The sequence below is a fragment of the Pseudomonas sp. P135 genome (genome assembly GCF_020312125.1).
Taxonomy (GTDB): domain Bacteria; phylum Pseudomonadota; class Gammaproteobacteria; order Pseudomonadales; family Pseudomonadaceae; genus Aquipseudomonas; species Aquipseudomonas fragariae.
On the sequence record NZ_JAGPYR010000028.1, the window covers coordinates 18,392 to 44,161 of the forward strand.

14 protein-coding genes are annotated in these 25,770 nt (G+C 58.5%); 3 read left to right on the top strand and 11 right to left on the bottom strand.

Going from position 1 to position 25,770, the window contains the following annotated elements; translation table 11 throughout:
• Positions 1-2 precede the first annotated feature (2 nt).
• From KBY08_RS25070 to gbcA, 3 genes are all read right to left on the bottom strand, one after another.
• Positions 3-7,139 (bottom strand): PI-PLC domain-containing protein, encoded by a 7,137-nt coding sequence (locus tag KBY08_RS25070; RefSeq protein ID WP_225651292.1) that lies wholly within the window; start codon positions 7,137-7,139, stop codon positions 3-5.
• A gap of 766 nt (positions 7,140-7,905) precedes the next feature.
• Positions 7,906-10,317 (bottom strand): fibronectin type III domain-containing protein, encoded by a 2,412-nt coding sequence (locus KBY08_RS25075; protein WP_024661242.1) that lies wholly within the window; start codon positions 10,315-10,317, stop codon positions 7,906-7,908.
• A gap of 181 nt (positions 10,318-10,498) precedes the next feature.
• Complete coding sequence (gene gbcA / locus KBY08_RS25080) at positions 10,499-11,797, bottom strand: glycine-betaine demethylase subunit GbcA (protein ID WP_011269222.1); 1,299 nt, start codon at positions 11,795-11,797, stop codon at positions 10,499-10,501.
• A gap of 309 nt (positions 11,798-12,106) precedes the next feature.
• Here gbcA and gbcB point away from each other — a divergent pair, with 309 nt between their 5' ends.
• Complete coding sequence (gene gbcB, locus KBY08_RS25085; RefSeq protein WP_225651293.1) at positions 12,107-13,207, top strand: glycine-betaine demethylase subunit GbcB; 1,101 nt, start codon at positions 12,107-12,109, stop codon at positions 13,205-13,207.
• 257 nt (positions 13,208-13,464) lie between these two features.
• On the opposite strand, the gene KBY08_RS25090 is transcribed toward gbcB, so the two are convergent.
• Both KBY08_RS25090 and KBY08_RS25095 read right to left on the bottom strand, forming a co-directional pair.
• The gene (locus tag KBY08_RS25090; protein ID WP_011269221.1) at positions 13,465-13,731 is read right to left on the bottom strand and encodes a hypothetical protein; all 267 of its coding nucleotides are present in this window, start codon (positions 13,729-13,731) and stop codon (positions 13,465-13,467) included.
• Between the two features lie 119 nt (positions 13,732-13,850).
• Positions 13,851-14,081: a DUF6124 family protein gene (locus tag KBY08_RS25095; RefSeq protein WP_011269220.1), complete on the bottom strand. Its 231-nt coding sequence runs from the start codon at positions 14,079-14,081 to the stop codon at positions 13,851-13,853.
• Positions 14,082-14,460: 379 nt separating this feature from the next.
• On the opposite strand from KBY08_RS25095, the gene KBY08_RS25100 reads away from it, so the two are divergent.
• Positions 14,461-15,297 carry a 23S rRNA (adenine(2030)-N(6))-methyltransferase RlmJ gene (locus KBY08_RS25100; RefSeq protein ID WP_003402281.1) on the top strand — a complete coding sequence of 279 codons (837 nt, stop codon included), beginning with the start codon at positions 14,461-14,463 and terminating at the stop codon, positions 15,295-15,297.
• A gap of 258 nt (positions 15,298-15,555) precedes the next feature.
• Here KBY08_RS25100 and msrA read toward each other — a convergent pair whose 3' ends face one another.
• The 6 genes from msrA to KBY08_RS25130 all read right to left on the bottom strand — a co-directional run bounded on the left by msrA (position 15,556) and on the right by KBY08_RS25130 (position 24,648).
• Positions 15,556-16,203: a peptide-methionine (S)-S-oxide reductase MsrA gene (gene msrA / locus KBY08_RS25105; protein WP_011269219.1), complete on the bottom strand. Its 648-nt coding sequence runs from the start codon at positions 16,201-16,203 to the stop codon at positions 15,556-15,558.
• 147 nt (positions 16,204-16,350) lie between these two features.
• The gene (locus tag KBY08_RS25110; RefSeq protein ID WP_003402271.1) at positions 16,351-19,044 is read right to left on the bottom strand and encodes a GGDEF and EAL domain-containing protein; all 2,694 of its coding nucleotides are present in this window, start codon (positions 19,042-19,044) and stop codon (positions 16,351-16,353) included.
• 250 nt (positions 19,045-19,294) lie between these two features.
• Entirely contained in the window at positions 19,295-20,707 is a 1,413-nt protein-coding gene (mdtD, locus tag KBY08_RS25115; RefSeq protein ID WP_011269218.1) for a multidrug transporter subunit MdtD, read from the bottom strand.
• A gap of 9 nt (positions 20,708-20,716) precedes the next feature.
• On the bottom strand, positions 20,717-22,042 hold the full coding sequence (locus tag KBY08_RS25120) for a TldD/PmbA family protein (RefSeq protein WP_225651294.1): 1,326 nt from the start codon (positions 22,040-22,042) through the stop codon (positions 20,717-20,719).
• Complete coding sequence (locus KBY08_RS25125) at positions 22,042-23,484, bottom strand: TldD/PmbA family protein (RefSeq protein WP_060405816.1); 1,443 nt, start codon at positions 23,482-23,484, stop codon at positions 22,042-22,044. The genes KBY08_RS25120 and KBY08_RS25125 overlap by 1 nt, the downstream gene beginning before the upstream one ends.
• Positions 23,485-23,607: 123 nt before the next feature.
• Positions 23,608-24,648, bottom strand: coding sequence for a low specificity L-threonine aldolase (locus tag KBY08_RS25130; RefSeq protein WP_032655819.1), 1,041 nt, complete (start codon positions 24,646-24,648; stop codon positions 23,608-23,610).
• 99 nt (positions 24,649-24,747) lie between these two features.
• Between KBY08_RS25130 and KBY08_RS25135 the strand changes: the two genes are divergently transcribed.
• The gene (locus KBY08_RS25135) at positions 24,748-25,494 is read left to right on the top strand and encodes a TraX family protein (RefSeq protein ID WP_024639830.1); all 747 of its coding nucleotides are present in this window, start codon (positions 24,748-24,750) and stop codon (positions 25,492-25,494) included.
• Positions 25,495-25,770 lie beyond the last annotated feature (276 nt).

Below are 25,770 nucleotides of genomic sequence, written 5' to 3' on the forward strand. Positions count from 1 at the left end.
CCCTAGGGTCCTGTGCTGCCCTCTTTGATAGGCGGTTTGCCTTTCTGTTCGGAGGCCGGCCGGAAGTAGGCATAGGAAATGCTCCCGTCCAGACCACCGCCATTGCTGACCTCGACTTTGACATCCGCGTTTTCGTAACTGCGGTTGAAACTGGAAATCGTGATGGGTAACAAAATGGCCCGTTTGAATGTCACGCCTGTACGGCCTTGACCAAAGCCGCCGTCCGGCCTGCCGGTAACCGAGAACACTGATCCCTTGCCCGCCTTGAGTATTTTGGCTGAGCGTATTTCATCGTTGTCGCAGCCAAAGCTGTTGTTGCCGTTGCCCATTTTGAATTGTCTGTCCACATTGAAGGGCACCGTGCAGACAATATTCTGTGTGGCCCCATTGCCTTCATAAAACACAATGCTTGCATCGCTGATGTCGTTATCGTCTGGCTTGTTAAGCACTTTTATTCGCGACACCTTACCGTCAAGCCCGTTATTATGAGAGGCGAGCGTGCGGTAATAGAACATATCGGTTGAACCCTCGAATGAGTCGATTCGCACCCTTTTGCCCATGGGAATCGATTGCTTGACGTCTATGATCGTGAAGTCGTCCTGCCGGTCACCGTTGGGGTTGTCGTACAGTTCGATACGCGTGCCCGCTCGAACACCTTCAAGTTCCATTGACCTGAGTTCGTCGTTCTCACACCCGCGTGAGGCAAGCTTCAGATCATATTGAACGCCGCTGCTGCCCCCGCTCTGATTGACCGGCAACACGCAGGAGGCGTCGCCTCCACGATCGGCATTGTTGCGTTCGTAGAAATAAAGACCGCCTTGAGAAAGCGTCGCGGCATAGGGCAGTGCGTCACCCACCTGGTTGAAATCAATGCCCAGATAGTTGGGTTTGCGCCAACCGGTCGCTTCACCGCAATGGTTTTCTACCCTGCGCTGCAACCAGGTCAGGTTGTTATCCACGTCCCCTGCATGCAGCGTAGTACTGCCCCAGGAATGGAATTGATTGAGGACAAATAACCGCGGCAGGCCGCCGTCCCGGGTGCGTAACGAAAGGTCCATGTAACCGTAGCGGCTTTTGCACTGCCAGTCATGCACCAGCGACGTTATACCCAGGTTATAGGTGTTCTCGACTTCTGTATCGGGTGCCCAAAGAACCTCGGCCTGCTTGCCGGCCAGCGTGTACCTTTTGGCCACTTCTCCGTTCGATAACATGACGAGGCGTTTGTTACTGTCGATCATTTCCCTAAGCGTTGGCCAGCTGTATCCATTGGACACATGGCTGTAATCTGCCAATTCCGGCACTTGCTCCAGCACCGGACGCAGTTCGTCTGAGCTCAGCGTCGATTCGAACAGCAGGGAAATGACGGCATTTCGGTCTTTCTGCATATAGGCAACAAACTCTCTGAGTACGTCGCTTAACAAGGGCGCGTCCGCCCAGCATGCACCGATCGCCGGCAGATGGCATACCCGAACCCGTTTTTGCCCGTTGTAATCGCCCACATCCATGTGGATATCCAGCATGAACCCTCTGATCCCACGCTCCAGTTGCGGGGTAATGGCGTCCAGATAGGCGTTGTGCGCGGTGACCCATGTGTACTGATCGAATGGCCTGGTAAAATCATTGATGCCCGGCGCTGCATAAGCGTCCTTGCTGACCTTGATCCAGTAGGCGTTTTCTGTTTCGGCGGTCGGGTAGTACCAATAGTGCGTCGCCGCGTTACCGGAAAATTTCGAACGGTAAAAAGTGATGTTATTCAGCGAGTGAATGGCGCCAGGATAAGTAGGCTCGTTCCATTCCTTCGGGTCCTGCCAGGTGCCTGCATGCTTGCCGGCATAGGTCCAGAAACCATTGTCTGCGGCACCAGCAGGGTAATACCAGTTGTGTCTGGCAGGGCTGCCCTCCTGCAAGGCTTTGAAGAACCACGTCTGGCCGTCGTGATCGGAACGATGGATTTCCCCCACACGCGTAAATTCGTTCCACGTTTTGGGATCGGCGTAGTTACCTTCATTTTTGTAGAGGTATGTCCAGTCTGACGTGCTGTATTCCGAGGTCGGAAAGTACCAGCCTTTTTCAGAAGGACGACCCTCTTTTTCTGCGCGGAATAACAACCGTTCGCCCTGGTAGTCGTAGCTGTAGATATCATCCGGGTAGGCGTAGTCGTTCCAGGTATTGGGCACTTGGAGGGTGCCCCGTCCCTTGCTGAAGAACTCCCACCATGTAGAACTCTTGGGGGCAACGGGGTCATCTTTTGCGGGCTGCCCCTTGGGGTAGTCGTTCTTCCCTGTGAACTTCGACCTGAACAGCATGCGCTGATAGTCGATGGTGGTCTGGTGGACGAGCCCGTTCTGCGTCCAGTCAGCTACGCTTTTGGGCTGTTCGCGTGTTCCGTTGAGGTGCGTGACCTGAAGAAACTTCCAGGCCGGTGACTTTTCGACCAGAGCCGGAGGCTTCTTTTCTTCGTCCGCATCCAGTGGCGCGTTCGGAGGCAGCGTCCACTTGTCCTGTTCTGGAATGCCCTCCTTGTCGGAGTTCACGCTAAACAATAAACGCATCCCGCTGACGTTGTGCACATGCACGGCGCCGCGCCAGCTGACTTCGTCCCACTCCTTGGGGGCATCGAGGGTGCCTGCGTTTCTGGAGATGCCATAGAAAACCCAGTTTTCGGTGTCTCGCATGTCGAAGGGGAACGGCCAGTCATTCAATGAAGGAACGCCGCTGTTTTTTGCGATGAAATAAAGATCAATGCCCTCATGGGGTGTTTTTACATAATCGCCCGGTACGACGGGCTCCTTCTCATCCTTGGGATCGCTGAGCGTGCCGGCGTGTCTTTCGGTCGCTACGTAGATGAAATGCTCATTGTTCGTCGCGTCCGTGGGGTAGGTCCAGTTCTGCTGCTCGGGTATGCCAGCGCTTCTGGCTTTGAAATAGAACCGTATGCCGTCTTTTTCTACGCGATGAATCGCTCCCCTCCACGTAACTTCGTCAGGTATATGAGGGTCGGCAAAAGTGCCTGCATGGGATGTTGTACCGTAATAGGCCCACTGCTCGGTGCTGCTTTCATCGGTCGGGTAGTACCAGTTGTTGGCTGAGGGTGTCCCTGTCATCTGTGCATGAAAATAGAGTGTTTTGCCGTCATGCTCATAGCGATGCAGACGTCCGGGCCAGGTGTATTCATCCCATTCCTTGGGATCGTTCTGGGTGCCGAAGTGCTTGCTGATACCCAGGAAGTGCCAGGATTCGTTATCCGTCGGCGTCATTGGCCGCTCGCCTACATCTATACCCATTTCGCCGGATTTTCTGGCTTCAAACAGAAACTGCGTTCCCCGGTCCAGATGGATGGCGCCCACCCAGGTGGGCTGATCGAAAAGCTTGGGACTGTTCAGCGTGCCCTGGTAAATCGAAAAGCCCACACGATCAAAGTTGTTTTCGTTCGCGTAACCCTCTTCATCATCCGCTACATGCCCCCAGATTTTTGATCTGTAGAACCATCGGGTGAAACTTTCGCCGATGCCGGTGGGGATCTTCACCACGTGCAGCGCGCCTGGCCAGGTCGCATCGGATTGAGGTTTCGGATCGAGCCAACTGCCCGCGTGAATGCCCATGTCCAGGTAAGACCACTGCTCGTTACTGTCAGGCGGTGCCGGATAGTGCCATCCTTCCTGGCCGGGAGCGCCATCGATGAGGGCCCTTGCGAAGTAAGCCTTTCCATCAACTTCAAAGCGGTGAATCGCACCGGGCCAGGTGATTTCGTAAGCGTCCTTGGGCGATTGCAAGGTGCCTGCAAAGGCACTTTTACCCACATAAAACCAGTTGTCATTGCTTTGCTGTGAGTCAGGCAGCGGATGCCCGGTATTGAAAACACCGGCAAAGCGAGCCTGGTAATACTCGTCCGCAGTATGGATAACCTTGACAGTGTCTCCGGGCCTGATCATCTCCCCCGTCTGCACTGGATCAGTCAGTGTGCCTTGGTGAGAGGACTGCCCCGCGAACTCCCACCAGGCGTTGTCGGTTGCCTCCAGCGGCAGCGGGTGATCGATGCCGATGACCGCGAGATTGCCCGTAATCTTCGAGCGGTAATAACGCCTGGTGTTGTCGACCTGGCGCATATGAATCGCCCCGGTCCAGGTCACTTCCTGCTGATCCTTGGGGTCGATGATCTCGCCCGAATGCCGGGATTCCCCGACCACTGTCCAGTAATCATTTTCTCCGACCAGCGGAATCGGCCAGTCGTGCTCGGCAAGCAGTCCATCGACCTTGGAAAGCAGATACAGAGTACGGTCTCTGGCTTGCATCGCGTGAATGCTGCCCGGCGTGGTAAAGCCGGAGTCGCCTTTCGGATCGGCCCAGGTGCCCACGGGAAGGTTTGTGCCCAGATACTCCCAGTGCTCGTTGTGGGTTCCGGGCGCGGGGTAACTCCAGTCATTGGCTTGAGGAACGCCTCGTGCGAGGGCGCGATAATAGACGCGCTGCCCTTCAACGATAGTGGCGTGAATCAGCCCCTGGCTGGTCATTTCATCGAAGTCTTTCGGATCGGCAAACGTGCCTTTGTGCCGGACCAGGCCCAGCACTTTCCAATACTGTGTGTCGCCCGAAGTCGGGAGAGGCCAATTGTCGGCGATCGGGTTTCCCGACTGCTGAGCGATGTAAAGCTGACGCCTGCCTGATGAGCTGTACTCGTGAACAGCGCCAATCCAGGTCTGGCCGCTCATTGATTTGGGGTCGGCGTAAGTGCCTGCCTGATCTGAGGTAAACATGAACTCCCAGAAGTCTGTACTTGTGGGGTCTTGCGGGTAAGGCGTTTGCGAAGTGGGCTTTCCGGTCATCTTCGATTTGAGGAACGCCCGTTGGCCATTGATGGTGGCCACGTGTATCGCATCCGGCCAGGTAGGATCGGTGAAGGGTTTTGGGTCCGAGAAGGTGCCGGCATGTTCTCCGGCGTACTCATAGAACGTGTTGGATTCTTCACCTGAGGGATAGACGGCACCCACATCCTGGGCAAATCCGGCAAATCTGGAGCGAAAAAGTTTTTGACGGGTCAGGCCAAGCTGGTCGGCAAAGATTGCGCCGGGGGTGTTGATGTCGTTACGTTCGCGTGGCGTTTCGGCAGTGCCGCCGTTGAGTGAGGTCACGTAGCTCCACTGCTCATCGCTTGTTTCACCCACCGGATAAACCCATCCCCCTGCAACCGGTTGAGCCTGCTGCCGGGCCGCGAAAATGATGTGCTGATCGTCATCCAGGTGCAGTGCGCCTGGCCATGTGGCGTCATCACGACCTTTGAGGTCGTCTGCCGTACCGGCATGTTTGAACACTGTGACGAATTCCCAGTGGGTGTTACTGGCAAGATCACTTGGGTAAGGCGTCGCGGCAGAGGGCATGCCGTCGAACAGTGAGCGCAGCACTACACGCTGCCCCTTGATCGAGGCTTCATGCAGTGCGCCGATCCGGGTGATGTCATCGAAGGGCTTGAAGTCGCTCCATGTGCCTGCGTGTCCGCCTGCATAGACCCAGTAAGGATCGACGATGCCCACCGTCGAGAAGCTGTCGAGATCGTTGGCGGGATAGCCTTCGTAGCTGGAAACATAGAACGTGCGCGCGCCTGGAACGGTGCCATCCACGTACACCGAACCTGCCTGGCTGTAGTCATCGAATCGTCTCGGGGCTTCGAAGGTACCCAGCGGTGGTATCTCTGGAATATACGACCAGTGCTCGTTGCTTTCTGGTGTGGCTGGTAGCGGCCAGTCATGCTTGGAGGGAAAGCCTTCCGCCAGCGAGACGAAATACACCGGGTTGTCGTCGATCAGCGTTTCGTGCACTGCGCCGGGCCAGGTAAATTCCTGTTGGGTTTTGGGGTCGGCCACTGTTCCTGCATGGAGGGAGGTCCCCAATAACTCAAACTCGTCGGTCTGGCTGTAATCCCAGCCGGTTGGCGGCGCGGTCCAGGATTTCAGCGCACGGTACAGCGCTTTTCCCTGGCCCTGCTGTACCGAATGGATAGCGCCGACCCACGTCTCGGTGTCCAGGTCAGTCCTGGGGTCCTGCCAGGTTCCGGCATTCTGGGTGATGTGGCGCACTCCCCAATAAGTGGTGTTGGTGGGCGAGGTCGGGTAAGGCTGTTCAACTGCCCCTGAGAAGTGCGCCGCAAACGAAACCCACTTGCCCTGCAGTTTGGCGCGATGCAGTTTTTCGAGCGCGGTGTTTTCTCCGAAGGCTTTCTGGTCGGTGTATGAGCCTTCATGGACGCCGCGATAATCCCAGTACTGATTGCTCTGCGCGCCGCTCGGGAATTGTGCATTCAGAAGGGGCGCGAATCCGATAAAGGTGGAGGCGTAGTAGTCACTGCGTAGCGGCGTCAGCGGGTTGCGATAATAAGAGCCTTTCGACGTGCTCAGGTCGGTCCAGGGTTTGGGGAGGGAGGTCTGAATGCCTGACAGCGTCCCCGCAAACGTCCAGTACCCGGCGCCGCGCTCTGTGCCGGGTGCAGGCCATGCATCGACGCTTGGGCGTCCGGTGTGCTGCGCCAGATAAACGGCCTTGGTCTGCTCGAAATAGACGAAGACGCCAGGCCAGACCAGATCCTGATCGGTTTTCATCGCTTCAGGTGTTCCGGGTTTGTCAAAAAAGCCGATGAAGTCCCAGAAGTCATTGCTTTGCGCTGTGGTTGGATAGGGCGTTTGCGGACCGGGCATGCCGGTGATTTTCGAGCTCAGCAAGGCGTTTTTGCCTTCGATCATCGCCAGGTGCAGCGCCCCCTCGCGGGTTGGCTCGTCGAATGGCTTAAGGTCAGGTCCCAGGCCTGAATGCTGGCCTGCGTAGGTCCAGAAGTCCGTCGAATGGGGTGCGTCGGGAGGGGCCGGATCGAGCTGTTCAGGCTGGCTGTCGAAGGCTGCGATAAAGAATGCAATGAACTGGCCCGTATGGACGAAGAACACGGCGCCCTCGAAGGCGGGTTCTCCGGCCTGTCGTGGTTGTTCGAACGTGCCCGCATTCACTTCCCTGCTGACGGTCGACACTTGCGCAATCGACACCGCTGGCGCTGGCAGAGAAGAAGGTCCCTGGTCTGGGGCCGCACTGACGAGCCAGGCCAATAGCAGGCCTGTGATGAACGCCACTGACAATACAGTCCTTTGGTATTTTTTCATGGCACCGGTGCGTCCATTCACAGTGGCTCGGAATTGCCTCTTTGATTAATCAAGGAGCGCTGAAAAGAGCCTATGCGCGTGCCACGCGTCGAGATACTCGCAAAACTGATAGGTGGACGTGGCAGCCGTGATGGACTTACACACAATCCCTGTGCGCGTGCCTGTGGATAAAGTGTTCGTTAATCGCTGAAGCTCTTGCTGGACGTGGCGTGTGACGTAGCGATCAAAAATTGATCAATCTAAGTGGTTATTTCCATTGGGCTTTTTGTGGATAAGCATTCAGGCGCTACCTGTCAGTCACTCACTTTGCCCACAATCTCTGTTGGTGTGACTGTGGACAACTTGTTTGTGGTTGTCTGCAGGCCATATATTTAAAGGGTCTTGAGCTGTTGTTCAAAAAATGATCAGGATGGTAGGTTGCGCGCGAAATCATCCTGACGGCGAGGTTTTTTTGGCCATTTCAGACGTTGTCCACAGCGGATGGGTTATCTGGACCAAGTTGTACCCAAAGTCTGTTGGCGCTTCTGTGGATAAGGTGTTCGTGCTCGTCTGTAGCCCAATGAAATTAAGCTCTGCAGAGAGTTGGTTAAAAAACATACAGGCTTTGTGATTGAGGTGTTCCACGGTAACTCGTTGTTGCCCGAGCTATTTCCGAGCCTACGAAAAAACGACTTATCCATAAACGCTTTTTGGGCGCTGTGGATAAGTCGTTCAGTCATTACACCGTCACCGTCTGTTTATGAGCCAGGGCAGGTACTCGCGAGGTTCACTGCCATTCTTTCGGCCAGTCGCGGAAACCTCTGCCGCCTGCTTGCTCGGTCCAGGGTGCCCATAGCGTCGGCGCACCGCCTGGGTACCAGTCTGTTTGTGAATGGTGAGGATTGAGGCAGATGTAAGAGGCACCGGCATACATCACCTTATCCCCCTTCACGTAGTCAGTATTTGTTTTCCATTCAAGCAATGCGGCGCTGGTCGAGGCCTGCACAACGTTGCTGGGCCCGGACAGTTCTGAATCTTTATCGCGTGCGCCGACCAGATACTGATAGGTCTTGCTTGGGGTCAGGCCTCTGACGGTATAAGTCAGTACGGTTGAGTCGACGGTCACAGTAGGCGCGTCGAAACTGTAGACATGGTAGACGTCAACGGCAGTACCCCCGGTAGGTGCATCCCATGCCAGTGAAACGCTGGTGGGGGTCGCACCTGTCTGACGCAAGTTGCCGGGTGGCGCAGGTCGATCATTGGACGCCTCGGATTCTGTAGTGGCCAGAAGTTCTTCAGAGAGTCCTGAGCTGTTGCCCAGACTGTCGGTCGCGATGATGTGATAACCATAAAGGCGGCTTTGCAGAAGGCCTTCGTCGGTGAAGGGAGGAACCTTGCCCTTGCCTATCGAAACTCCCTCGCGGAACAGCTCATAGTCAAACGGACCGCTGGCATCCGTCGAAACACTCCAGTCCAGCGTTATCGATGTGGTGGTCCGCCCGGTTGACCTGAAGTCGACAGGCACTGAAGGTCTATAGGGTTCCAGATGGGTTGGGACTTCCAGCTCGTTGCTGATCTCCGACCACTTACCCTGTATATCTTTTGCAATAACGAAGTAGGTATACGTTCTGCCCGCTGTGAGGTTCTCATCGGTATAGACGCGTGGTTGGTCAGCAGGGACCTTCACAAAAGGCCAGCCATCCCGGGCAATTTGATACTCGAGGAGTCCAGCTTCGCTGCTGGACTGTGTCCATTCCAGCGATACACTTCTATCGGTGACGCCTGCCAGGCTCAAGACCGGTGGTGTCGGGTTCGCCGCACCGCCGCCTCCTGCCTGGGTACTCACGCTGATCGCTGGAGAGAATGCCGAGGTGTTGCCCATGACATCAATGGCACGTACCTGGTAACTGTAAGTGATACCGGACTGAAGGCCGGTGTCTTCATACGAAGGGCTGTCCGCAAATAACGACACGCTGTTGTCGCGGCGCAGTTCATAGCGCAGTACCGGGTTCTGGCCTGCCGACAGCGACCAGACGAGTTTCACCGACGTTGGGGTTTGTTCGGTTGACCTGAGGCCAGTGGGTACTGAAGGCTTGTCAGGTACGGGCGTTTCGCCGCCGGTGAGATAACCGTAGCGTTTGGCAAACTCCCATTTATAGGCTTCGCCAACCTTGGGCGTGCCATTGTCCCAGTTGACCGACCAGGTCATCAGACCGCGAATCGGGTTGCCGTCGGCCTGCAGGGTGTCCAGGGCGTATTTCACGTCGTCCGGGTTGATCACATAACCTGTCGCGGCGGCGTCATTATTGGTGGGCAAGCCGATCGCAAGCCGGTTCGCCGGGATTTTGGTAAAGCCGCGCGTGCCGTGGATCAGGCTGTCGGTCAGGTAATAGAGAAATTCCTTCTTGTGGGCATCATTGTTTTGCGTCACCCACAGGTTGAGCTCGTCGACCCATATGCCGTCGCCACCCTGGTTGTAGTATTGGGGGGCGATAAAGTCATAGAGGTCCTCAAGCGCCTCGATATAAGCGAGGTACGCGCCGCCACTTCTGAAGGACGTGAGGAAGGCGACGGCTTCTTTCAGAAACGGAAAGTAGGTGGTGATTTCTTTCAGCAGTGGCGTATCGCGGGCAGCCGATCGCAGATAAGGAAACTCCGGAGCCATGCTGATAATGAAATGCTTGCCTTCGGTCTCGTAATGCTCGCGCACCATTCTCAGTGCGGCGGGTAATACGGTGCGGTTATCGGCAAAGGTAATGGCGGCCTGTTCGAGATCGATATCCAGGCCGTCAAAGCCATAGACTTCGACCAGCCGGATAATCTCGTAGGCCAGCGCTTCTTCCTGGCCGGCATGCAGCTCGATATGCGCATCAGCCCCGCCAAGCGAGATCAGCACCGCCCGGCCCTGGGCATTCAGTTCCGCTACCTGAGCGCGAAACGCCTCATCACTCAGGTTATAAGGCTTGAAGGTCGGTATGCCGGCGCCTTTCATGAAAGCCACTGCAATGACGTTGTAGGCCTTATCTATGCCTGTCAGCGGCATTTCGGCAAACATTCCCTGCTGGTAGCCCTGACCTGATTCCGAGGGCCAGTTATGCCAGAAGCCCATGAGGATATTTTTCCCTGATATATCCGTCATGGTCGATGCGGCGTCGACCTTCTTGTTTTTGTATTGAGTGATGATTTTTGGGTTGAGCATGATTCGTGTCTCCGTCCGTTGGATTGACTGCAACGGGAGTTGATCACGAAAGGTTTTTTCACGTAACTGTCAGAAATGACGGTATCGGCGGGAAGGCTTTTGTGTCGGCGATACTTCAGGGCTGACTCGCTTCGTGCGTGAAGTGAGTCAGCCCTGACGTATCGCGTTGGCGGGGTAAACGCTACTCGTGATTGACCGCCACGCCCTTCAAATACGGTGCAGGCTCCGCGCCGAGGTTTTCCAGCATGCGCGAGCTGTACCAGTCGACGAAGTTGACCACGCCGAACTCATAGGTTTTCGAGTAAGGGCCGGGTTGATAGGCGCTGGAGTTGATGCCTCGCTGGTTTTCCTCGGCCAGACGACGGTCCTGATCATTGGTAGCGTCCCAGACCTGGCGCATACGCTCGACGTCGTAATCGACGCCTTCGACCGCATCCTTGTGGACAATCCACTTGGTGGTGACCATGGTTTCCTGCGCGCTGATCGGCCACACCGTGAAGACGATGATGTGATCGCCCATGCAGTGGTTCCAGGAGTGCGGCAAATGCAGAATGCGCATCGAGCCCAGGTCAGGGTTCTGGATACGGCCCATCAGTTTCTTGCAGCCGACCTTGCCGTCCATGGTCATCGACACTGTGCCTTTAAGCAGTGGCATGCGCACGATACGGTTGCGCAGGCCGAAGCTGGCGTGGGCGTAGGGAATTTTCTCTGCGTCCCAGGCAGCGGCGGACGCGGCGACATGATCCTTGAAGGTCTGATCGGCGCGGGGATCGGTGACGTCGTCCCATTCCAGCAGCGTCTTGAGCAATTCCGGGTGCGAGCCACTGCAGTGGTAGCACTCGCGGTTGTTTTCCAGCACCAGCTTCCAGTTGGCCTTCTCCATCAAGGTGGTTTGCACCGCCACCTTGGTGTTCTCCATATCGTAGGGTTCCATGTAGTGGCGCAGCGTCGAGAGGAACTCGTCGATGGCCGGCGGGTTTTCTGCCAGGCTGATGAAAATGTAGCCGCCCGCAGTCTTGACGTGGACCGGTTTGAGGCCGAACTGCTTCATGTCGAAGTCGTCGCCCATCTCGGTACCGGCATACAGCAGGCGACCGTCCAGCTCATACGTCCACTGGTGATAGTGGCAAACCAGTTTGGCGACCTTGCCTTTTTCGGCTGTGCACAGGCGCGAGCCGCGATGGCGGCACACATTGTGGAACGCGTTGACGGCACCGTCCGGGCCGCGCACGACCAGGATCGGGTTCTTGCCGATCTGCAGCGTCAGGTAATTGCCCTTGGTCGGGATTTCGCACGTCATCCCGGCAATCAGCCACTCCTTGTGAAAGATTTCCTGCATGTCGATTTCAAACAGTCGCTCATCACTGTAGAAAGGCTGCGGCAGCGAGTACGTGCGCTCGCGATTCTGCAGCATCTCGGCAGTGGCCTTGCGTGCAGGTTCCAGCGGATCGCCCAGGCTCAAGGTTGCGGTGACGTCCATCGATTGAATCCCTCATGACCGCGGCATGGGCGGCCTGCGAATGTGGCTGATACGGGTGTGATCGCGTTTCAAGCATGACGATAGATCAGTCGATCATGCTTATGACCCTTGGTGGCGAGTGTGGAGCCGGGCGCGCAGTGAACCTTATCCATGGGCGACATGGCCGCATCCGTTCCCGACGCGACAGGCCTTGTTGGACGGGGCTGGCCGCGGTAAGTACGTGAATGTCGTTGATAGGTAAATGGCCGCCTCGCGCGTTACGCAGAATCCGCAGCATGAGAGGCCGACAGTCGGCCGTGGAGATCGAGTATGTCCCAAAGTTTCCTGAGCCCGGTCACGACCCAGACATGGGCCAACGGGCGTCACCTGGTACGTGTCGTCAAAGTCATCCAGGAAACCTGGGACGTGCGCACGTTCTGCTTCATGGCCGACCAGCCGATCATGTTCTTCTTCAAGCCGGGCCAGTTCGTGACCCTGGAGCTGGAGATCGACGGCCTGCCGATCATGCGTTCCTACACCATCTCCAGCTCGCCATCGGTGCCGTACAGTTTTTCGATCACCGTCAAGCGCGTGCCGGGCGGCAGGGTTTCCAACTACCTGCATGACACCCTGATTGAAGGGCAGGAGCTGGCGGTACACGGGCCGGTCGGGCTGTTCAATGCCATCGACTTCCCGAACCCGAAGATTCTCTACCTCAGCGGCGGTGTCGGTATCACGCCGGTGATGTCCATGGCGCGCTGGTTCTACGACACCAACGCCAATGTCGACATGGTCTTCGTGCACAGCGCCCGCTCGCCCAAGGACATCATCTACCACCGCGAGCTGGAGCACATGGCGTCGCGGATCGACAACTTCAACCTGCATCTGGTCTGTGAAAAACACGGGCTGGGCGAGCCGTGGGCGGGTTATCGCGGTTACCTGAACCAGAAAATGCTTGAACTGATGGCCCCGGACTTCATGGACCGCGAGGTGTTCTGCTGCGGGCCGACGCCGTACATGACCGCGGTCAAGCGTCTGTTGCAGGAAAACGGCTTCAACATGGCGCAGTACCATGAAGAGTCGTTTGGTGCGACACCGCCAGAAGCCAGGGCCGATGCGGTCGAGCAGGCCGAAATCGCTGCCGACGCGCCCGACGTCGACATCGCCGACCTGCATCAGGTGGAGTTCACCGACACCGGCAAGAGCATCCGTGTGGGACCGGGCGAAACCGTGCACGCCGCCGCCGCCAAACTCGGCCTGATGATCCCCAAGGCCTGCGGGATGGGCATCTGCGGGACCTGCAAGGTCATGAAGCTGAGCGGTGAAGTCGAGATGGAACACAACGGCGGCATCACCGACGATGATGTTGCAGAGGGATACATCCTGTCCTGCTGCAGCGTGCCGAAGGGCGATGTGCGGATTGAGTATTGAGCACGCCTGACGCTATGTGACGCGCTACACGCTCAAGGCAGGACGCAGAGCCTCCGGAACGGCATACCCACGCGGAGCATGGGCACGATAGTCAGAGCCTTATCGTTCCTCACGCTCCAGCGTGGGAATGCATTGCGTGACGCTCTGCGTCACAAATCTACGCCGCGCTACAGGCTCAAGGCAGGACGCGGAGCGTCCGGAAAGGCATACCCACGCGGAGCATGGGTACGATAGACGTTCTTGAGGGCGCCTACCGGCTAAGATCCACTGTGACTCTGCTTGTAAGCCGCCAGCGCGGGCAGCAGTTGCCGGTCGATGGCCTGGCGGACGGCGGGGAGGAGGGTGGCGCTGCCGGTGAGGAGTTGTTCTACCAGGCGCCGCAAGGCGGTCGCGCGTTCGGCGTTGAGGCCGCAGACGGCGTTTGCGCAGGCTTGTTCAGCGGTTGCGCCGCCGGGTGCTTCGAAGCCCAGGGCTCTGAGCTGGCCGAGCAGGTCTTCCTGGTCAATCAAATCCGCGTGCATCATGACGTCTGTTCCTTTGATCGGGCTTTTTCCGATTCTGGAAGGACAACCGCCTGCGGGCAACCCCTGCCTGTCGTGAGTGGCAGGATTGGCTACAAGTGCGTCGTTTTCAGTTCATGGGGTCATTCGGCTTGCAGGTTGTCTATGGTTCTGTCGACCATGACCTTGGCCATTTCCACCAGGTGCATGATCGACAGCGTCATGTCGCGCTGGGTGCCGGTCATGCTGTCGCTGAATTCACAGGCGCTGGTGGCGGCGCAGCGCAGCAGGTCGCTGGCATGCATCAGGGCGTCTTCATGGCTGACGTTGGGGTTGGCGGTGAAGAGGGGCGGATCGGGGACGATTTTTAGCATGTGAGACTCCTAATCAATAACTGGAAGGTCGTCACTTCGGCTACTAATCGAAGGTGGCGGCCGCACGCAGGTAGTAGCCCGGTGATTAGGAACCGGTGCATCCGAAGACGCCCCACGCACGGCCACCATAAAGATGCAGGCCGAAAACAAGCGCCTTGCACAAGGTGGCGCATTGCGCCTAATCACATCGAGGGCTACTAATCCTCACCGCTGAATATGCAGCGGCGGGCGCAGAGTAGAGATCGAAACAGGCAGGCACAAGGGGCCGGGAGTTTCTCGGAAATTTCCTTCAAGTGAAAGAGACGAGTCCCGCAAATTCGTTACAAATTCTTGTTCATTGCTCAGGTTTGCTAAACTGCGCAGCTTGCCAGGAGCTGCCATGAATTACCGTCACGCCTACCATGCCGGCAACCACGCCGACGTCTTCAAACACCTGACCCTGACTCGCCTGATCGCCCTCATGGCGCGCAAGGAGCAGCCGTTCGCCTATCTCGACACCCACGCCGGGCTCGGCCTGTACGACCTCAAAGGCGATCAGGCCACGCGCACCGGAGAATGGCTGGAAGGTATCGGCCGTCTGTGGAACGCCACCGACCTGCCTGCGCTGGCGTCCGACTATCTGCAAGTGCTGCACGACATGAACCCGGATGGCGAGCTGCGCTACTACCCCGGTTCGCCGGAATTGGCTCGCCGCCTGACCCGCGAGCGCGAGCGGGTGCTGCTCAACGAGAAGCACCCCGAAGACGGGCGTCTGCTAAAGGAGAACATGAAGGGCGACCGCCGCGTAGCGGTGCATCTTGGGGAAGGCTGGCATGTCCCGCGTGCCTTGCTGCCAGTGGCGGAAAAGCGCGCTGTCATGCTCATCGACCCGCCATTCGAGCAGCTCGATGAAATGAAGCGTTGCGCGGTCGCGCTCCAGGAAGCCATCGGCCGCATGCGTCAGACAGTGGCGGCGATCTGGTATCCGATCAAGGATACCCGCCTGCTGCGCCGCTTCTATCAGGACCTGGCAGAAACCGGCGCGCCCAAGCTGCTGCGCGTCGAACTGTTCGTCCACCCGCTGGACACCCCGGCCAGCCTCAACGGTTCAGGCCTGGCCATCGCCAACCCGCCTTGGGGTCTGGAAGAAGAACTGCGCGAGCTGATGCCGTACCTCGCCCAGAAACTGGGCCAGACCCAGGGCGGCTGGAAGATGGACTGGTTGATTGCCGAGTAGGCGTGTTCATAGCCAGGCCGAGTGCGCTGCCTAGCGGACGCAGAGCGTCCAGAGCTGCATTCCCACGCGGAGCTCAGCGTTATACATAAGCCCGCTTTTGATTCTGACCGTAGGTCGTAGGAGCGAACTTGTTCGCGAAAGGGCCAGTATATTCGGCGAAAATGCGTCACCTGAACTACTATCTTCGCGAACAAGTTCGCTCCTACGCCCTGCGGGCAGAAGCCTGAAAAACGCTGTTTTCGGGCCGCCAGGCGCGAATCAGGCCGGCATGCACACGCCCGTGCCGCCCAGCCCGCAGTAGCCCTGTGGGTTCTTGGCCAGGTATTGCTGGTGGTAGGCCTCGGCAAAGTAAACCGTCGGTGCCTGCTCGATTTCGGTGGTGATGGTGCCCTTGCCGGCCTTGTTCAATTGCGCCTGGAACGTTTCGGCACTGGCTTTGGCAGCGTCGAGCTGTTCGGGCGTCGTGCAGTAGATCACCGAGCGATACTGAGTGCCGATGTCGTTGCCCTGGCGCATGCCCTGAGTCGGGTTGTGCACTTCCCAGAACACCTTGAGCAGTTCTTCGTAGCTGATTTTTGCTGGCTCGTAGACCACCAGCACCACCTCGGTGTGACCGGTCAGCCCGGAGCAGACTTCTTCGTAGGTCGGGTTCGGGGTAAATCCGCCTGCGTAGCCGGCGACAGTGCTCACCACACCTTCCTGTTGCCACAGACGGCGTTCTGCGCCCCAGAAGCACCCCATGCCGAAGATGGCGAATTCGACGTTGCTCGAAAACGGCCCCAGCAGCGGATTGCCGTTGACGAAATGAAATTCCGGAAGCGCCATAGGTGTTTCACGACCCGGCAATGCTTGTTCGGCGGTAGGCAGTACATTTTTGTTCACTAGAATTTCCGAGCGCAAAGTCATGAACCATATCCTCTCGTTTAGAGACAGGCAGCAGGGGCCAGGACGGATGAATGCAATTACATAGGTCCCGTTACACGTAGAAACAAGTGCTGCCGTGTAATAACAGACTGACAGTGTGCCCGAGAGAGCGGGGTGCAGGGAAGGTTGTCAGGCGGATGGGCGACGAGGGTAGCGCTTCAGTTTCTCGATCAGCTCTTGGCCTGGGATAGGCCTGTCGAACAGATAGCCCTGGCCGACATCGCAGCGGTGGCGTCGCAGGAAAGCCAGCTGAGCCGCAGTTTCAATGCCTTCGGCGACCACTTTGAGCTTGAGGTTGTGAGCCATGGCGATGACCGCGGAGGTGATTTCCATGTCGTCTTCATCATCCGGAATATCGCGGATGAAGCTGCGATCGATCTTGATCACATCGATGGGGAATTTCTTCAGGTAACTGAACGACGAGTAACCGGTGCCGAAGTCGTCCATGGCCAGCGACAGGCCGAGTTTTTTCAACGAGTCGAGTTGTTGGCGGGTATCTTCTGTCGCTTCCAGTAGCAGGCCTTCGGTCAGCTCCAGTTCCAGCAACGAGGGGTCAAGCTCTTCCTCTTTGAGGATGGCGGCAATCGATGACACCAGTTCCGGGTCGGAAAACTGCTTGGGCGATACATTGATGGCCACTTGCAGGTTGCCGAACCCGGCGGCGGTCAGGTCCTTGCTCATGCGACAGGACTGACGCGCGACCCATTTACCGATGGGGATGATCAGGCCGGTCTCTTCGGCCACGCTGATGAACTGGTCCGGTCGGATCATGCCTTTTTCAGGATGATTCCAGCGCAACAGCGCCTCCATGCCCAGCAGGCGGCCCGTCAGCAGGCACAGCTTGGGCTGATAGAACACCTCCAGCTCGTTCTGGGTCAGGGCGCGGCGCAGGTTGTTTTCCACGAACAGCTTGTAGCTGGCCTCGGCATTCAATGCTTCGGTAAACACCTGAACCTGATGTTTGCCATTGGCTTTGGCCTTGTGCAGGGCCAGACCGGCGTTTTTCATCAGGGTCTGCGGATCACGACCGTGCAGCGGCGCGCAGGCGAGGCCCACCGAGCCGGTGACGCTGATCAGCTGATTGTCGACGAACATCGGCTTGTCCAGCGTGGCCAGCACCTGGGTGGCGGTGGCGTGCCCGGCTTCCTGATCGGTGTTGTCGATCAGCACGGCAAATTCGTTACTGGCAAAGCGCGCCAGTATGTCAGACGGGCTCAAGGTATTGCGCAGGCGCCGCGCCAGGCTGATCAACAGTTTGTCACCGGTCTGGTGGCCAAGGCTGTCGTTGATGCGCTTGAAGTTATCGATGTCGACCAGCAACAGGCTCATCGGCGTATCGGTGTCGCGGGCAAAGCGTTCGTCCAGATTGCGGATAAAGGCCGGACGGTTGCCCAGGTTGGTCAGGTTGTCGGTGTACGCCAGGCGCTCGATGCGCTGCTGGGCCAGCTTGCTCTGGGTGATGTCTTCGTAGATGCCGATATAGTGCGTCAGCTCACGATTATCGCCATACACCTTGGAAATCGACAGCTGGCCCCAGTAGGGTTCGAGGTTCTTGCGCCGGCTTTTGAACTCGCCCTGCCAGCTGTTGCTGTTGGTCAGGCTGGAGTTGGCTTCCAGCAGCAACTGGTTGAGGTTTTCCAGCGCGGGCAATTCCGACAACTTGTGCCCGGAGACTTCCTCCGAGCTGTACTGGGTGATCGCCGTGAAACTCGGGTTTACGTATTCGACCACGCCGTTGCAGTTGACCAGCAGAAAGGCGTTGGCGCTTTGTTCGACCGCGCGCTGGAACAGGTGCAGTGCGTTGGTCGCAGCCCGACGGTTATGGTTGTTGATGACCTGGGCAAACTGGTCAGCCAGCTCGCCGGCGAAGGCGATCTCGTCGGACTGCCATTCGCGCGTCGAGCCGGACTCTTCCAGGCACAGCACGCCGATCACCTGCCCATCGATACGAATACTGGCATCGAGCACCGCCCTGGTTTCTCCAGGATTCAGGCTTTTGGCCATTTCGCAGGTGCGCGGGTCAGTCTGGATATTGCTGGCGTCGATCGCCCTGCTGGTATTCAGCGCTTGCAGATAGGTAGGGTAGGGGCTGATATCCACCGGCGTGCGTGACTGATAGTCGCCGGTTTCACGGCTGTAGTCGGTGATCGGCTCCAGGCGCTTGTCGTTGAGGTTCCAGATGCTGACATGATCGACATCGTAGATATCACAGGCGCTTTTGGTGATCAGCTCTGCCGCTTCGAGCAGGGTATTGGCCGTGGTGTAGCGATGTCGGGTCAGGCGCAGGATCAGATCCTGCTGGGCGCGCACGCGCTCCAGATGGGCAAACTGATCGCGCTGGGCGCGCTGGTTGAGTTCCAGGGCAATCTGCAATCGCAGGTTGCGGGTTTCCAGATCGGAGTCCGTGACCGGTTCGCCAGTCGTGACAAGGCCTTCGACGATCAGAAAATAACCACGTAACAGATGGCGGTTGTGCTGTTTGTAGGCTTCGCCGATTTCCAGCAGGCCAAGCGGGCCTTTGGGGCTGTGAAGGGTGTAACGAATCAGGTAATTCGGGGAAGAGGCCAGTTGCAGCTGGATGTCATCGTGCAGTTGATAACGAGCTTCCGGCTCCATGAGGCTGGCATAAGGGGATCCAATCAAGGCGCAAAGGTCAACGGCTGCCAGTCCGAACTGCCTTTCGCAATTTGGATCGAGAAACAATAGCGCCCAATTGGCTTCATTCAGCCGCTCGAAACGCAGCATGCCCAGGCGCGAGGGCACTGGCAATTGCGTCACTACCTCGGCTGCGGATCTACCGGCAGCATCGGTTTGGCTTTTCATGAACAAACTCGCTTCCGGAATACTAGTCGCGACAGGGGTAAACCCCACTTTCGCGTATGGCAAGGTTGCATCATGCGGCCCGTGCTTACAAGAGACCACAGTGGCTTAGTGCTATAAAAGTGTCGGCCGGTTGTCCAGGTTCTTCAGTGTATCTGGTCGGATACTCAAATTCGTTGATTTTTCGGGCGAAACCCCCGTTTTCCAGGGGAATTCGCTTTGCAGATGTGCTCCAGTCACGAGCCGTTGTCAATCAGGCTTTGGCCATCCTGGGCTCCTTCGCGGGCAATTGCAGGAAAATACCTGCTGCAAACATGGCCAGCACCCCGACACTCAGGAAGGTCATCTGGAACGCCCCCAGCATGCTGCTGACCTCGCCGGTGGCAACTTCTTCGCTGAAACCACCCAGCAAGGCTGCTGCGCTTGCCACGCCAAGACTCAGGGACAGCTGTGCCACCACCGAGAGCAGGCTGTTGCCACTCGCTGCACTGGCATCGTCCAGATCGATCAGAGTGACCGTATTCATCGCCGTGAACTGCAAGGAGTTGACCGCGCCGAGCAGCCCCAGATGCACCAGCAACACCCAGTATGGGGTTTGCACATCGACCAGCGCCAGGCTGGCCAGCAGGATGCCCAGCAGCAGTGTGTTGCCGGTCAGAATCACGCGATAGCCCAGCCGCTCGATCAGCCAGCGGGCGACAGTCTTGGCGAACATGCCAGCGGCGGCCAGCGGCAACATGCTCATACCCGCCTGAGACGGCGAATACCCCAGGGCCACTTGCAGCAGCAATGGCACCAGGAAGGGCAGCGCGCCGCTGCCCAGGCGGGCGAACAGGTTGCCCATGATACCGACCGCAAACGTCCGGGTACGGAACAATGAAGGGGCAAACAACGGCGATTCGATGTGCCCGGCACGCAGCCAATACGCTGCCAGACAGCCCATTCCGGCAAACAGCAGCAGCACCACGCGCATGTGCGGCAGGTGCAGCTCGCCCAGGCCCTCCAGGGCAATGGTGATCAGTATCATCGCCGCGCCAAACAGGATGAAGCCGACGCCGTCAAACCGGGTTCGACCGCCTCCCGGAAGATCAGGAATGAAGTGTTTGACGGCATAGCAACCGAGGATGCCGACCGGAATGTTGATCAGGAAAATCCAGTGCCAGCTCAGGTACTCCACCATCCAGCCGCCAAGCGTCGGGCCGAGCAATGGGCCCAAAAGGCCCGGCACGGTGATAAAACCCATGATTCGCACCAGCTCCGAGCGCGGATAGGCGCGCAATACGATCAGGCGCCCGATGGGCAGCATCAGCGCGCCCCCAAGCCCCTGAATCACCCGAGCGGCCACCAGCACGTTCAGTGACCAGGACAGCGCGCACAGCAATGATCCGAAGCTGAACAGCAGGATGGCGCTGAAGAAGATGCGCTTGATCCCGAACCGGTCGGCGATCCAGCCCGAAGCCGGGATCAGCAGCGCAATGGTCAGCATGTAGGCGATGACCACCGACTGCATGCGCAACGGGTCTTCTGCCAGTGAGCGGGCCATGGACGGCAAGGCGGTGTTGAGAATCGTGCCGTCCAGGCTTTGCATGAAGAATGCGATGGCGATGACCCAGGGCATCCAGCGCAGGGTCTTTTCGTCCATGATCGGCGCTGCTGAGTTCTGCATAGGCTCCTGCTATAGCGTGAGGGTGAGTCGGCTGATCAATGCGCCAGGCAACTGTATTGAACCGGTCTGGCGCTGACTGTAGGTGCTCGATTGGAGAATCAGTTCCCTCTCTTTGGTCAGGTCCTCCAGTGCGCTGCCCAGCAGGCTGTAGGCGCTGTCATCGAAACGCATGGTGCTCACCGGCGCGACGATCTTGCCCTCTTCGACCCAGAACGTTGCGAAACGTGTCATTCCGGTGAGGCGCGCAGCGGCGCGGTCGGAGAAGTTCAGATACCAGAGGTTACTGATGTAAAGCCCGGTGCCGAGCCTGGCGAGGATCTGATCCAGCTCCAGTGAACCGCCGGCAATGCTCAACGCGCTTGGGCCTTCGCCATAATCCGCGCCGTTGGCAGGCAGGTCGTATTCGGCAGCGCTGCTCGAATCCACCAGTCGGTCGCGGGCTTGCCCGTCGACGATCAGTTTCAGGTCCTTGCGCGGGTACCCTTCGCGTGAAAACGCCGGCGAGAGTGAACCGCTGACTTTTTCGTCGAAGTTGACCAACGGGCTGAAAGGCGTCTCGCCGTCATACAGCCTTTGCAACGGGCTGCGTTTACTGGCCAGTGACTGCGCGGAAAATCCGCCCCAGGTGAGCATGCCGATGACTTCGTCCAGAGCCGCTGGCGCCAGGTACGCGCGGTATTGTCCGGGCTTGAGCGCATGCAGAGGGCGGCCGAGAAACTCCAGCTGTTCGCGGGCCTGTTGAAAACGCTGCGCGAACGCTTCGTCGCTCCAGTGGTGACCGGCGTAGTTGGCTTTCACGGCCTGGCCGTTTTCGTGAAACAGGCTCCAGTCGAAATTGAAGCTGTTGGCCTGATGCCAGCCCAGCGCGCCCCAGGAACTGGCGAAGCCGCGGTAAAGCGGGCCTGCGGCATAAAAGCCTATCAGGTCCAGATCGCCTGCCAGTTCGCTGATCTGCTCGACAACCCGGGCGCTGTCCGGCAGCGGCAAGTCTTGAACGTTGCTGCTTTGCCAGGCAGTCGTGTTCGGCAACAGATAGGGATCCCTGGCCAGCGACGGCAGTGTTTCGCGCAATTTTTGCAGGGCGTCGACAAGGCGCTGCTGGTCGGTCTCGGCGTCGCCGGACAAGGTCAGTTCCAGATTGGCATGCCGGCCGTCATCGATCAGTTTGAACGTGGCGATGACCTGCTGGACGCTCCCGGCCTGTCGAACCTGGCCGTGGTTGAACCGGATGAAGTCAGACGCCTCGGCGTCGTAGGCCAGAGTGAAGTGTTCCGTCGGGCTGATGGCAGCCTTGAGCACGGCGACCAGCGCCTCGAACTGCTGTTGGTGCGACATCAGGCATCTCCTCCAAACACATCGACATTGGCAAACACACACGCCGGAGAGGCATGACCTACACGGATCACCTGGTTGGGTTCGCCCTTGCCGCAGTTCGGCGTGCCCAGCACTTTGAACGTGCTGGCATCACCTACGGCGCTGAGGTTTTTCCAGAATTGCGCGGAGATCGCACGGTAGTTAGGGTTCTTCACCACGCCCTTGAGCTCGCCGTTCTCGATCAGTTGGCCCCATTCGCAGCCGAACTGGAATTTGTTGCGTGCGTCATCGATGGACCAGGAGCGATTGCTCGACATCAGAATGCCGTGCTCGATGTTGCCGATCAGACTGTCCAGCGACTGGTCACCCGGTTCGATGTTCAGGTTGGCCATGCGATCGATGGGTGCACGGTTCCAGCTGGAGGCGCGGCTGTTGGCGACGCCTGCCAGGCCGCTGCGGTATTGCGACAGGGCACCACCGAGCGGGCGCTGCAGCAGGCCGTCACGAATCAGGAACTGCTTGCTGGCTGACGTGCCGTCGTCATCGTGCGCGTAGCTGGCCAGTTGCTCGGGAATCTCCGGGTCGAAGGTTACATTCAGCAGGCTGGAGCCGTATTGCAGGGTGCCGAAGTCAGTCGTTTTGACGAAACTGGTGCCTGCGTAATTGCGCTCGTCACCGAGAATCCGGTCCAGCTCCAGGGGGTGGCCGATGGACTCGTGAATCTGCAGGACCATCTGATCCGGCATCAGCAGCAGGTCGCGTGGGCCTGATGGTGTGTTGGGGGCGAGGATCAGCTGCAAGGCCTCGTCGGCAACAGTGGCGGCAGACCCGATCAGGCCGCAACTGCTCAGCACTTCGATGCCACCTTGCTGGCCGAAGTTATGCCCGCCCAGGGTGCGCGTCTGGCTGTCGCGACCGTCGTAGGCCGTCACGCTCATGCCGGGAAACACGAAGCGCTGTGCCTGACGCAATTCTGCGCCCGCGCTGTTGAGGTAGATTTGCTCGACGGTTTCCAGGTCCAGTATGGCCTGCCAGTTGACCAGGCGTTCGTCTGCCGGGACCGCGCTGGATTCGGCCATCAACAGGCCGATGCAGTCGCTCAGCGGCGGGAAGGCTCGATCCATGTTTGGCGACAGGTAGTCAGCCTTGGCGCTCGAGACAGCTTGATCGCTCAGGTCCAGCAGCGCATGCGGTGCCAGACGGCGGGCCAGCGTTTCGGCCTGCTGCAAGGCCGCCTGCAAACCCTTCAGGGAGATGTCGTTGGTGGCGGCGTAGGCTTCAACGCCGTTCAGGCGTACGGTCAGCATGGCACCCTCGTCGCTGATCAGTGACGGCGGCTCGGCCACATTCTTGCGCACGCACAGGCGCTGGCCGGTGCGGTGCACGTAACGTACGGAAAAGAATTGCGCTTCACTCTGCAGGGCAGCGAAATGCTGCTTGAGCCGGGCGGAGAAATCGAACATGCAGACAAGCTCCTTCTTGAGGGCGGTCGGTAAAGTCCGGACGGCCTTGTGGGCCGTTTGCCGTCAAGAAGGAGATTAACCCGTCGCTCGTCAGGCTGCACCTGCAAGCTTGATTTAGACGCTTCAGCCCTGCATCACCAGCCTGATATCGGCGGCCAGTTCACGCACGCGGTCTTCTTCGGTGTCCCACGAGCACATGAAACGGGCGCCGCCGTTGCCGATGAAGGTGTAGAAGCGCCAGCCGCGGGCGGTCAATGCAGCAATGGCCGGCTCCGACAGCTGCAGGAACACGCCATTGGCCTGCACCGGGAACATCAGCTCCACGCCAGGAATGTCCTTGACCAGTTCGGCGAGCAGTTGTGCACAGCGGTTGGCGTGACGGGCGTGTTTGAGCCAGGCGTCGTTTTCCAGCAGGCCGACCCACGGTGCAGACAGGAAGCGCATCTTCGACGCCAGTTGCCCGGCCTGCTTGCAGCGATAGTCGAAGTCTTCAGCCAAATCATGGTCGAAAAACAGAATCGCTTCGCCCACCGCCATACCGTTTTTGGTGCCGCCGAAGCACAACACGTCAACGCCGGACTTCCAGGTCAGTTCAGCCGGGGAAGCCTTCAGAAAGGCGCATGCATTGGAGAAGCGGGCACCGTCCATGTGCAGATGCAGGCCCAGTTCCTTGCAGGTCGCGCTGATCGCCTTGAGTTCTTCCGGCTGATAGACGCCGCCCACCTCGGTGGCCTGGGTGAGGGTCACGACGCGCGGCTTGGGGTAATGAATGTCCTGACGCTTGAGCGCCACTTCACGAATCGATTCCGGGGTCAGTTTGCCGCCCGCGCTGCGTGCCGTCAGCAGTTTGGAACCGTTGGAGAAAAACTCCGGCGCACCGCATTCATCGGTTTCGACGTGAGCCGTTTCCGAACAGATGACACTGTGGTAACTCTGGCACAGCGATGACAGTGCCAGCGAGTTGGCCGCCGTGCCGTTGAAGGCGAAAAACACTTCGCAGTCGGTTTCGAACAGTCGGCGGAAATCATCCGAAGCGCGGGCAGTCCATTGATCGTCACCATAAGCGCGTTGATGGCCCTTGTTCGCCTGCTCCATGGCTGCCCAGGCTTCAGGGCAGATACCGGAATAGTTGTCGCTGGCGAACTGTTGGCTTTGGTCTGTCATGGCCGATTCCTTATGGGCGATTATGGTGCGCACTGTAGCGACAATATAAGGTTCGGTCATGTGTTGGCTGCATGACGCAATTCCCCGTTCAGGAGCACTATGGATCTTTCCAACCCGCCTTTTCTGCCCGGACGCAACAAGGCGCTGGACCTGCTCAAGTGGCTGGCGATGTTGAGTATGGTGCTTGACCACCTTCGCTATGTGGGCTGGTCAGTCGATTTTCTTTACGTGCCGGGGCGTTTTGCCTTTCCCTGGTTCTGCCTGGCCATCGCCGTGAATCTTTCCCGGCGCAGCGCAGCGATTGTGGCCCCACGGGTGCAATGGCGTTATCTGGGCTGGCTGCTGGCATTTGCCGGGCTGGCGGAGATTCCGTATCGGCTGTTCATGGCTGACGCGACGGTGCTGAATGTGATGCCGACCCTGCTGCTGGGGCTGGTGATTGCTCAGGGCTGGCAGCAGCGCAATCCGACGACGCGAGTGATGGCCCTTGTCGCACTGCTGCTGACGGCGATCTTCCAGAAATACCTGATGTTTGGCTTTGCCGGCGTGCTGCTGCCGCTGGTCTTTGTGCTGGTGCTGGAAAAGCGGCTCTGGTATGCGGTGTTCCCGGCGGTCTTTTGTCTGGCGGGTAATGCGTGGTCGCAGATGTTTGCCGGTGCGAGCTGGGGCGATCCGATTTCCATCGGTTCGATAGTCGCCTGCGTGTTGGCGCCTGTGCTGGGCATCGCGCTGCTGCGGGCGAAGCCCGGGTTCGCAGTGATTCCCATGCGGCGCTGGGCCTACGCGATCTACCCGCTGCACTTTCTGCTGTTGCTGGGGTTGCGGATGGTGTTGGGCAGGGGTTGATCGGGAGTGTGCAGTGCGTCCTCACACACTTCTCGTTCCTCACGCTCCGCGTGGGAATGCAGTTCGTGACGCTCTGCGTCACACAGGGGTTCTGCGATGTCAGGTGGATGGGGGGCGGCTCAGGTCACCTTTTCGCCTCTCGGCGACTCACTTTGAGGGACCAAAGTGAGCAAAGTCCTCGCTCCGGTTTCCGGCCCGACTTCGTCGGGTTCCTTCGCCCTGACACTGATCCGGGGGTCGCCGCAACGGGCCATCCATGGCCCAGACTGTGTAAAA

Excerpts from the sequence above, each read along its gene's own strand:
- KBY08_RS25135 (WP_024639830.1), top strand. The coding sequence starts at position 24,748 with ATGGATCTTTCCAACCCGCCTTTTCTGCCCGGACGCAACAAGGCGCTG.
- gbcA (WP_011269222.1), bottom strand. The coding sequence starts at position 11,797 with ATGGACGTCACCGCAACCTTGAGCCTGGGCGATCCGCTGGAACCTGCA.
- KBY08_RS25130 (WP_032655819.1), bottom strand. The coding sequence starts at position 24,648 with ATGACAGACCAAAGCCAACAGTTCGCCAGCGACAACTATTCCGGTATC.
- KBY08_RS25095 (WP_011269220.1), bottom strand. The coding sequence starts at position 14,081 with ATGCTAAAAATCGTCCCCGATCCGCCCCTCTTCACCGCCAACCCCAAC.
- KBY08_RS25125 (WP_060405816.1), bottom strand. The coding sequence starts at position 23,484 with ATGTTCGATTTCTCCGCCCGGCTCAAGCAGCATTTCGCTGCCCTGCAG.
- msrA (WP_011269219.1), bottom strand. The coding sequence starts at position 16,203 with ATGACTTTGCGCTCGGAAATTCTAGTGAACAAAAATGTACTGCCTACC.
- KBY08_RS25110 (WP_003402271.1), bottom strand. The coding sequence starts at position 19,044 with ATGAAAAGCCAAACCGATGCTGCCGGTAGATCCGCAGCCGAGGTAGTG.
- KBY08_RS25070 (WP_225651292.1), bottom strand. The coding sequence starts at position 7,139 with ATGAAAAAATACCAAAGGACTGTATTGTCAGTGGCGTTCATCACAGGC.
- mdtD (WP_011269218.1), bottom strand. The coding sequence starts at position 20,707 with ATGCAGAACTCAGCAGCGCCGATCATGGACGAAAAGACCCTGCGCTGG.
- KBY08_RS25100 (WP_003402281.1), top strand. The coding sequence starts at position 14,461 with ATGAATTACCGTCACGCCTACCATGCCGGCAACCACGCCGACGTCTTC.
- KBY08_RS25120 (WP_225651294.1), bottom strand. The coding sequence starts at position 22,042 with ATGTCGCACCAACAGCAGTTCGAGGCGCTGGTCGCCGTGCTCAAGGCT.
- KBY08_RS25075 (WP_024661242.1), bottom strand. The coding sequence starts at position 10,317 with ATGCTCAACCCAAAAATCATCACTCAATACAAAAACAAGAAGGTCGAC.
- gbcB (WP_225651293.1), top strand. The coding sequence starts at position 12,107 with ATGTCCCAAAGTTTCCTGAGCCCGGTCACGACCCAGACATGGGCCAAC.
- KBY08_RS25090 (WP_011269221.1), bottom strand. The coding sequence starts at position 13,731 with ATGATGCACGCGGATTTGATTGACCAGGAAGACCTGCTCGGCCAGCTC.